We start from the raw sequence: 10,249 nt of genomic DNA, 5'->3' as shown, positions 1-10,249 counted from the left end.
TTATACTTCCTCCTTATAGACGATCTCACCATCACAAATTGTTAAAATAGGATAACCTGACACGACTTCTCCAATAAATGGTGTATTACTACTTTTAGAAGCAAATTCTTCAGCAAGTATCGGTCTTTCTGTATCTAAATCAATTATCGTTATATCTGCATAACTTCCTTCTTCTAAACGTCCATAAGGTAAATTAAATGTTTCGCATGGTTTAGTTGTTAAGAATGATACAAGTTGTTCTAAAGTAAATTTACCGGTTTTTACGAAGTTTGTATAAAGTAATTGGAAAGCTGTTTCACTTCCTACGATACCAAAAGGTGCATCTACCATTGAAACTTCTTTTTCTTCTTTAGCATGTGGTGCATGGTCTGTAGCAATACAATCAATTGTTCCATCAAGTAATGCTTCTATTAATGCATCTCTATCTTCTTTAGCTCTTAATGGTGGGTTCATTTTATAAATAGCATCATCACCTGGTACATCTTCTTCTGTAAGTAATAAGTGGTGCGGTGTAACTTCAGCTGTAACTTTTATACCCGCTTTTTTAGCATCTCTTATAACTCTTACACTTTCTTTAGTAGAAACATGACATACATGATAATGACAATTAGCTGCTTCTGCTAATAGAACATCTCTCGCTATTTGAACCGCTTCACAAATGGCCGGTATACCAGGGATATTTAATTCTTCACTACGTTTACCTTCGTGCATAGCGCCACCATATATTAATGAATTATCTTCACAGTGTGCGACGATTGCTTTATCTATTTTTGCTGCTTCTTGCATTGCTTCATACATCATAGATGCTGTTTGAACACCTACTCCATCGTCAGTAAATTGGAACATGCCTCTATCTTTTAAAGCTTTAAAATCAACATGTTCTTTACCTGCTTGTCTTACTGTTATTGAAGCGTAAGGCAATACTCTAACAACTGCATGTTCGTCTATTATTTTATGCAGTCGATCTAAATGTTCAACTGAGTCAGGTACAGGTTTAGTATTTGGCATCGGACAAACTGTCGTAAACCCACCTCTTGCAGCAGCCTTAGTGCCTGTCTCAATCGTTTCTTTATGTTCTCCACCAGGTTCTCTTAAATGCACATGTACATCTACAAACCCCGCAGATATAAAATGTCCTTTCGCATCAATTATTTCATGATTTTCAGCATCAATATGATCATTTATTCGTTTAATTTTACCGTCTTCGATTTCAACTTCTTTATGAACTAATTGACCTTCTAATAAGATTTTTCCATTTTTGATTATAAGTGACATTTTACTTTTTCCTCCTTGTGATTAAGTACATCATAAATACATGCCATTCTAATAAATACACCATTCTCCATTTGCTTAAATATCCTTGACTTTGGACTTTCAACTAATGAAGAATCGATCTCTACACCTCTATTTACTGGTGCTGGATGCATAACGATTGCTTTATCAGATAATTTATTATATCTATCAATTGTTAATCCGTATGCCTCATGATATTTCTCAGTATTAAAAGTCATACCTGATTCGTGCCTTTCATTTTGCACTCTTAATAACATACATACATCAACTTCATCTATAACATCATCAATTTCAGCGTAAGGTACATTTGAAAAATCAGACTTCCATTGTTCTGGTGCACTGAACATAACTTCTGATCCTAATTTCGTTAAGGCTTCAGCATTACTTCTTGCTACTCTTGAGTTCTTTATATCTCCTGAAATAAGTATTTTTAATCCTTCAAAATAACCATATTCCTCATAAATTGTCATTAGGTCTAAAAGACTCTGTGTTGGATGTTGTCCACTACCATCTCCACCATTTAATACAGGAATGCTAAGTCCTTTTAAGTTATCATAATAGGCATTTTCACTATGTCTAATGACGAGTGCATCAACACCAATTGATTCTAGTGTTTTGCATGTATCATATAAAGATTCACCCTTTTGTACAGAAGATGTACTTGTTTCAAAAGGGATTACCTCTAACCCTAACTTTCTTTCAGCCATTTCAAAGCTACATTTCGTTCTAGTAGAATTTTCAAAGAATAAATTCGCTACTGTCATACCTTGCTCAAAAGGTTCTATACCATTTTGTTTAATTTTCTGTGCTTTTTTAATGATTTTCATTATGTCTTCTTTAGTTAGATCAGTCATAGTTAATAAATTTTTCAAGTGACACGCCTCCTTGAGATTATTTTATTTTCTTAGGCAAAATAAGATTGAGCAAGATACCAACTGTTGCAGCTAAAGCCATACCTTCAATATTCAAATGAATACCGATACCTGTGAAATCTAAATGTGCTTTACCAATTCCTAATACAAGAATGACTGAAGCAATAATCAAGTTTCTGTTATCTCCGAAATCAATATTGTTCTCAACTAACATTCTTAAACCACTTGAAGCAATGATTCCGAATAATAGTATAGATACACCGCCCATTACAGGTGTAGGAATTGTAGAAATCATTGCTGTAAACTTACCAACAAATCCTAAAATTAATGCGAGTGTAGCTGCACCACCTATCACCCATATACTATAAATTCTAGTAATGGCTAATACGCCGATGTTCTCACCATAAGTTGTGCTTGGTGGCCCACCGATGATTGAAGACATCATAGTTGATACCCCATCACCAATTAATGATCTGTGTAAACCTGGGTCTTTAAAAAAGTTTTTTCCTACTATTTTATTAATTACAATTTGATGCCCAATATGCTCACTAACTGTTACAAATACAATTGGAAGCATGATGAGTATAAGTCCCCATTGTATAGATGGTGTGTAATCATGAAATGGCATGTATATGTCTGGCATTTGTAACCATTTTGCTTTTGAAATTGGACTTAAGTCAACAATTCCAAATAATAATGATGATATATATCCAACAATTATGCCGATTAGTACTGGAATAATTGATAAGAATCCTTTAAAGAATACTGAGACAATAATTGTCGTTATTAATGTTATAAGCGCCACTGTAATGTAAACTCCGCTATACCCTTGCATGGCATTTGAATCCGTGTACATTGCCATATTAACAGCTACAGGTGCTAGACCTAATCCAATCACCATAATTACTGGGCCTACTACAACTGGTGGTAATAAGTTTAACAACCAATTCGTTCCTGTGATTTTTATTATTATTCCGATGATGACGTAAAGTATACCACTCATGAATAAAGCAACTAACATTTCACCTAAGTCATGTGTTTTGAGTCCTACTATAATCGGTGTTATAAATGCAAAGCTTGATCCGAGATAAGCAGGAATTTTGCCTTTCGTAATCATTATATAAAGCAAAGTTCCAAGTCCCGATGCTATAAGTGCTGCCGAAACAGGTAAACCTGTTAAAAATGGTACAAGTACTGTTGCACCAAACATTGCAAATAAATGTTGTGAGCTTAAGAAAAACCATTGTGAAGCTTTAGGTTTTTCATTTACATCTAGTATTGGCTCGACTGTTCGTTCAAACATTTCTTCGTTGTGTGTCATTTTCCTTCTCCTATTCAAAAAAAGATCCCTTTACACAATTTGCAAAGGGATCTATGGGTGCAGTTATACCTATACTGATATAGATATACTGTCTCATATATACTCCTTTGCCAGTCTCTCGTACTGATTTAAAAGGATTTATTTAATTTAATGTTACTGCTGTTTGTTTATCAAACTCTTCTAATTCTACGACTATAGATTCATTAGAAGATGTTGGTATATTTTTACCAACATAATCTGCTCTTATTGGAAGCTCTCTATGTCCTCTGTCAACTAATGTAGCTAAACTAATTTTTCGTGGTCTTGCATGATCTAATATAGCATCTAATGAAGCTCTTACAGTTCTTCCTGTATATAATACGTCGTCAACAATAATGACATGCTTATCATTAATATCAACATCGATATTAAATGATTTCACTTTAATTGCATCTTGTTGATTTTGAACATCATCACGATAATGCGTCACATCAATTTCGCCAGTTGGTACTTGAACTTGTTCAATAGCTTCGATTTTTTGTTCGATTCTATTCGCAAGAAAAACGCCTCTTGTCTTAACACCTAACAAAACGATATCTTTCGTGCCTTTATTCTTTTCCAATATTTCATGTGACATTCTTGTTAATGCTCTATTAACAGCAGCATCATCCATGATTAATCTTTCAGCCATATCCAATCTCCTTCCACAAAAAAATACTCACGCCTGTAGAAGACATGAGTATATACTAGTACCATTAAAATGGTCTACACGTACATATTATGTCTTCTCAGCCTCTCTGGACTGTCCGTTAAAGACGCTTTAATTGTTAAATCCATACTATCGTTTTTTTCTGTTGATGTCAAAGTTTATATAAAATTAATTAAGTATTATTACACGTCTGAATTATTTTTTATCTTCGTGATTTCTTAATTTTTCTAACAACGTTTCAAAATACTCAGGTAACGGTGCTTCTTTTTCAATGTATTCACCCGTTACTGGATGTTCGAAACCTAATAAACCTGCATGAAGTGCTTGTCCATCTAAATTCAAAGTTTTCTTAGGTCCGTATTTAGGGTCTCCTACTAAAGGAAATCCAATATGCTTCATATGAACTCTGATTTGATGAGTACGTCCAGTTTCTAACTGACAATTTACTAATGTATATTTTTCGAATTTATCAACAACATTAAAATGTGTCACTGCTTCTTTACCATCATCAACAATTGCCATTTCTTGTCGCTCTTTAGGATTTCTTCCTATTGGTGCTTCAATCGTACCAAATTCATGTGGTATATTACCATGAACAAGTGCAGTATATTCTCTCGTTACAGTTTTATTTACTAATTGTTCAACAAGCCCTCTATGAGCAATGTCATTTTTAGCGATCATCAATAAACCTGAAGTATCTTTATCAATACGATGAACGATACCTGGTCTAATTTCACCATTAATTCCAGACAAATCTTTAATAACATGCATTAATCCATTTACTAATGTACCTGTATAATGCCCTGGTGCCGGATGAACAACCATACCTTTAGGTTTATATACTACCGCTACATCTTTATCTTCATAATATACTTCAATACCTAAATCTTCTGCCACGATGTCTACTTCTTCTACAACTTTTTCAGTAACAACAATAACGTCATTTAATTTCGTCTTGTAATTTGCTTTAATAACATTACCATTTACTTCAACTAAACCTAATCTAATCCAATCTTGGATTTGGTTTCTAGACCAATCCGGGTTTAACTCAGGTAATAACTTATCTATTCTAACGCCTTTTTCACTTTCTGTTTCAATCTTAAATTCAAATGTATTCAAGCTTTCTCCTCCTTACCTTCAAATAAAATCACAATAATTAATACGATTACACCTATTGTTAAAGCAGCGTCTGCTACATTAAATATCGGAAAATTATAGCCAAAGATATATGTGTCAATAAAATCAACAACTTCGCCTCTAAACAATCTGTCTATAAAATTACCAATTGAACCAGCAATTAACAAACTTAAACCAAGTTGCATAACAGGTTGACCATATCCCTCATTTTTAAAAAACATAAATAAAATAACAAGTACAACAACAGTTACAATATAAAACAACCACATTTTTCCTTGTAAAATACCCCAAGCAGCACCTTGGTTTCTGTGAGATGTAATATATATAACTTTACTGATTACTTTTACAGATTCACCAACTTCTAATGATTTAACAATCATAAACTTAGTCAGTTGATCAAATACTATCAATAATACAATAAAAGTACTCCATATCGGTATATTGTAACCTTTACGCATCTATTGTTCACTCCAATCTTGATTATTTTACCACATAAACAGACATGTTTGTTAATATGAATTTTTAAAATTATGTCCAATTTAAAAAGAGATTAAGCAACATTAAGTTACTTAACCTCTAAAAAATAATTCATAAGCCTAATTATTGATACTTTTAATTATGATTTAACTTTTCTAGATAAACTAAATATACCAACTGCAGATAATACCGCAAAAGTAAATAATACATAACGTAATATCACGTTATCATTTTCACCTGTTTTCGGTAATTCTTTTTGCGATTTATTAGATTTGTTTTCTTTTGCTTTAACCTTAGTTACAGATTCTTCCTTAGACTTTACATCTTTATTATTATCTTGTTTAGATGCTTCAGAAGATTTAGGTTCAGATTTATTTGTATTCATATCTGTTTTATTTTGCTCATTAGCTGATTGTTTAACTTTCTTATCATTTACAGCTACTTTGTTATCTTTATTTACGACTGTATTTTTAGGAATTTCTGCTTTTTTATCATCTTTTTTTTCTGTATTTGGATTTACTTCTTTGTCATCTTTTTTATCTTTATTTGGATCTTTTTTAGTCGGTTTACCTTTGTTATCAGAAGCTAGTTGATCTGGACTAGGTGGCTTTTCTTGATTGCCATTAGGAATTTTTGTATTACTTTGTTGTCCAGGTTGTTGCATATTTGTTTGATTATATGAATTAGGATTGTCAACACTAGGGTCAAAATTAATACCATCTAAAGGTCTAGGATGTTCACCTACAAACAAGTCATTTACTCTGCCTTTAGAAGCATAAAATTCAAAGTATCTCCATTGATCAGATATATGTTTATATTTTGGATTTACTTCATTAGTTTTGACACCATTCTTAATAATATAAAAATCCTCTGGATCTGGAGTCTTAACTTCTAATATTTCTTTTTCTGGAATACTCATTGAACCATCAGAATTAATGTATATAGGAGCAGCCTTACCACTTGATTTAAATACATATTTAACAGGTTTATTCTCCTTCAATTCCTCAGCATTCACTTTCCCTACAATAGGAGCACTTACAATCGTACATAACAAAGTTGATAAAAATACTTTCTTTAACATAAACATCTCTCCTTACATGAATAACATTTATAATATTTTTACTGCTTTGTTCTCAATATAACCAATCCAATTATCTTTATTATCGTATAATGAATAATAAGTTTTCCCATTACTTAATTTATATTGAGCTTTTGCAAATAACTTTTTATTTATATATTTGTCAGAAGATTCTCTTTTAGTATCAAATAAATATCCATAAAAGTTATAATTTTTACTTATTTTTCTAATAAAAATGTTCAACGATACTTACATTAATTTAGAAATAAAATGATGTTTATTCTCTAGTTAATGACATTCACTTCTTGGTGTAGATGTATATATCACTCCTTTGCATATTTTAACCTTTCATATAACTTTCTCATATTTAGGTTTGGTCTTTATATATCCTATATTTTGTCTCTCTTGAAGAAGCTTATATCGCAGATTAATTACTTTCATTATATTATGTAAATATTTTACTAACAATACTTTTTTTAATGAATTTTATATTAAATATAACAAAAATATAAATATACAAAAAACGCCCAATCCGAAATAAGTACTACGGATTGGGCGTTTATAAAACTTCATTCTATATTAATGTTTTAACTACTTCTTGGCAACGTGGACATAAATGATCAAGTTCACCTACTGAACCTAATTCGTCTGAGTAATTCCAACAACGTTGACACTTTTCTCCATCTGCATGTTTAACTGTTACTTTAACATACTCATATTCTTCTCCATCTGTTAATTCATCAACTACATCAACTTTTGATACGATAAATAGTTGCTGTAAGTCTTGGAATTGACTTAAGAATTCTACTGTATTAAAGTCTTCTGAATTTGAAAGTGTGATATGTGCTTCTAATGATTTACCAATAACTTTTTCGTTACGTGCAACTTCTAAAGCTCTATTCACATCGTCTCTTAATTTCATAAGTTTAGACCATTTTTCAACTAATTCAGTATCTACTTCATGTGGATTAGGCATATTTGTTAAATGAACACTTTCTTCTTCTACGTGTGGAATGTGTCCCCAAATTTCATCTGCAGTATGTGGGATAATTGGTGCTAATAATTTAGTTAATTTAACTAATGTTTCGTATAACACTGTTTGCATACTACGACGTTTCAACGAATCATATTGTTCGATATAAAGAATATCTTTACCATAATCTAAATAGAAGTTACTTAATTCTACATTGATAAAGTTTTGAATATCTTGATAAATATCTAAATAATCAAATGCTTCATAATGAGATAAAGTTCTACCAATGAATTGGTTTAATCTATTATGCATGTATTGATCAATTTCAAGCATATCTTCATATTTAACGTTGTCAGTTGCTGGGTTGAAATCATTAACATTTCCTAATAAGAAACGGAATGTATTTCTAATTTTACGATATACGTCAGAAGTTTGTTTTAAGATGTCATTTGAAATTCTTACATCTGCTAAGTAATCTACACTACTAACCCATAATCTCGCGATATCAGCACCCATTTGTTTAACAATTTTATCTGGAACGATTACATTTCCTAAAGATTTACTCATTTTCTTACCTTCTCCATCCATAACGAAACCGTGAGAAAGTAACATTTTGTATGGTGAGATACCTTTAGTTGCTACAGATGTTGTAATTGAAGAGTTGAACCAACCTCTATATTGGTCACTACCTTCTAGATAAATATCAGCTGGATAAGATAATTCAGGACGTGTTTCTAATACACCTCTATGAGTTGAACCAGAATCAAACCATACATCCATAATATCAGTTTCTTTTGTAAATTCACCATTTGGACTACCTTCATGAGTAAATCCTTCAGGTAACAAGTCTTTCGCTTCTCTTTCAAACCAAATATTTGAACCATGTTCTTCAAATAGATTTGCAACATGATTAATTGTTTCATCTGTCATGATGATATCGCCATTTTCAGCATAGAATACAGGTAAAGGAACACCCCATACTCTTTGACGAGAAATAACCCATTCTCCTCTATCTCTAATCATGTTATATAGTCGCGTTTTACCCCAATCAATTTTGAACTTCGTATTATCAATTGCATCTAAAATATCTTCTCTTACTTTACTGATAGACGCAAACCATTGTTCAGTTGCTCTAAAGATAACTGGTTTTTTAGTACGCCAGTCATGAGGATATGAATGTTTGAAGAAAGAAAGTTTTAATAACGCGCCGACTTCTTCTAATTTTTCAGTAATTGTTTTGTTCGCTTTATCGTAAAATTGTCCTTCGAATTCACCAGCTTCTTCAGTGAATACACCTTTATCATTGATAGGACTAATAACATCTAGACCATATTTTTGACCAACTACATAGTCATCTTCACCATGCCCAGGTGCTGTATGTACACAGCCAGTACCTGCATCTGTTGTAACATGATCACCTAAAATTAATAATGATGTTCTATCGATAAATGGATGTTGAGCAGTTATATATTCTAATTCAGAACCACTAAACTCTTTCTCTCTTACGATTGTTTCTTTATTCCAGTCTAATTCTTCACAAACTGTATCTAATAAAGCATCTGCAACTACATACTTTTTACCTTCAACATTAACTTGAACATAATTTAATGTAGGATTTACAGCTATTGCTACATTAGATGGAATAGTCCAAGGAGTTGTAGTCCAAATAACAAATGCAGCATCTTCGTCAACAATACCTTTACCATCAAGAACATTAAATGCTACATAAATTGAAGGAGATTTTTTATCTTGATATTCGATTTCAGCTTCTGCTAAAGATGATTCACTTGAAGGAGACCAATATACTGGTTTTTTTCCTTTATAGATTAAACCTTTTGCAGCCATTTCACCAAACACTCTGATTTGCGCCGCTTCAAATTCAGGTTTCAAAGTAATATATGGGTTATCCCAATCACCATTTACACCTAAACGTCTAAAGTCTGCTTTTTGTAATTCAATTTGCTCTAATGCAAACTCTTTACATTTTTCGCGGAATTCCGCGATTGTCATTTCTTTTCTTTTAACACCTTTATTTGTTAAGGCTTGCTCGATTGGTAAACCATGCGTATCCCAACCTGGAACGTATGGTGCATAATAACCAGACATTGATTTTTGTCTCACAATTATATCTTTCAAAATTTTATTCAATGCGTGTCCCATATGCAAATTACCATTAGCGTATGGCGGTCCATCATGAAGAATAAATGGTGTATTTCCTTTATTTTTTTCTAAAATTTTATTGAATAAGTCTTTCTCTTTCCACTCTTCTTGGATTTGTGGCTCTTTGTTTGGTAAACCACCTCTCATTGGAAAACTTGTTTTAGGCATTAGTAACGTATCTTTGTAATCCATAAGTCTTAATCTCCTTCTTCATTTAAATTAAAATAAAAAACTCTAAGTTGAAATAATA

General features: G+C 31.9%; 9 protein-coding genes. All 9 read right to left on the bottom strand.

Annotation, left to right across the window (positions count from 1 at the left end; all coding sequences use genetic code 11):
• The 9 genes from LQ608_RS02920 to ileS all read right to left on the bottom strand — a co-directional run bounded on the left by LQ608_RS02920 (position 1) and on the right by ileS (position 10,191).
• Positions 1-1,275: a dihydroorotase gene (locus tag LQ608_RS02920; RefSeq protein WP_239749488.1), complete on the bottom strand. Its 1,275-nt coding sequence runs from the start codon at positions 1,273-1,275 to the stop codon at positions 1-3.
• Positions 1,263-2,165, bottom strand: a complete 903-nt coding sequence (locus LQ608_RS02915; protein ID WP_078358600.1) for an aspartate carbamoyltransferase catalytic subunit — start codon at positions 2,163-2,165, stop codon at positions 1,263-1,265. Before LQ608_RS02915 ends, LQ608_RS02920 begins: the two co-directional genes overlap by 13 nt.
• Positions 2,166-2,184: 19 nt before the next feature.
• Positions 2,185-3,486, bottom strand: a complete 1,302-nt coding sequence (locus tag LQ608_RS02910) for a solute carrier family 23 protein (RefSeq protein ID WP_107509135.1) — start codon at positions 3,484-3,486, stop codon at positions 2,185-2,187.
• Between the two features lie 142 nt (positions 3,487-3,628).
• Positions 3,629-4,156, bottom strand: coding sequence for a bifunctional pyr operon transcriptional regulator/uracil phosphoribosyltransferase PyrR (gene pyrR, locus LQ608_RS02905; protein WP_078356883.1), 528 nt, complete (start codon positions 4,154-4,156; stop codon positions 3,629-3,631).
• A gap of 213 nt (positions 4,157-4,369) precedes the next feature.
• Positions 4,370-5,293 (bottom strand): RluA family pseudouridine synthase, encoded by a 924-nt coding sequence (locus tag LQ608_RS02900; RefSeq protein WP_239749486.1) that lies wholly within the window; start codon positions 5,291-5,293, stop codon positions 4,370-4,372.
• Entirely contained in the window at positions 5,290-5,769 is a 480-nt protein-coding gene (gene lspA / locus LQ608_RS02895) for a signal peptidase II (RefSeq protein WP_115337568.1), read from the bottom strand. The genes LQ608_RS02900 and lspA overlap by 4 nt, the downstream gene beginning before the upstream one ends.
• A 158-nt stretch (positions 5,770-5,927) precedes the next feature.
• Positions 5,928-6,869, bottom strand: coding sequence for an LPXTG cell wall anchor domain-containing protein (locus LQ608_RS02890; protein WP_078356880.1), 942 nt, complete (start codon positions 6,867-6,869; stop codon positions 5,928-5,930).
• Positions 6,870-6,896: 27 nt separating this feature from the next.
• Entirely contained in the window at positions 6,897-7,109 is a 213-nt protein-coding gene (locus LQ608_RS02885) for a hypothetical protein (RefSeq protein ID WP_239749484.1), read from the bottom strand.
• A gap of 331 nt (positions 7,110-7,440) precedes the next feature.
• A complete protein-coding gene (ileS, locus tag LQ608_RS02880; protein WP_078356876.1) occupies positions 7,441-10,191 on the bottom strand; it encodes an isoleucine--tRNA ligase in 2,751 nt (916 codons plus the stop codon).
• Positions 10,192-10,249 lie beyond the last annotated feature (58 nt).

It is taken from the genome of Mammaliicoccus sp. H-M34 (assembly GCF_022386495.1).
Lineage (GTDB): Bacteria > Bacillota > Bacilli > Staphylococcales > Staphylococcaceae > Mammaliicoccus > Mammaliicoccus fleurettii.
Note: the sequence above shows the minus strand (reverse complement) of the source record. Positions and strands in the feature narration are given on the sequence as shown.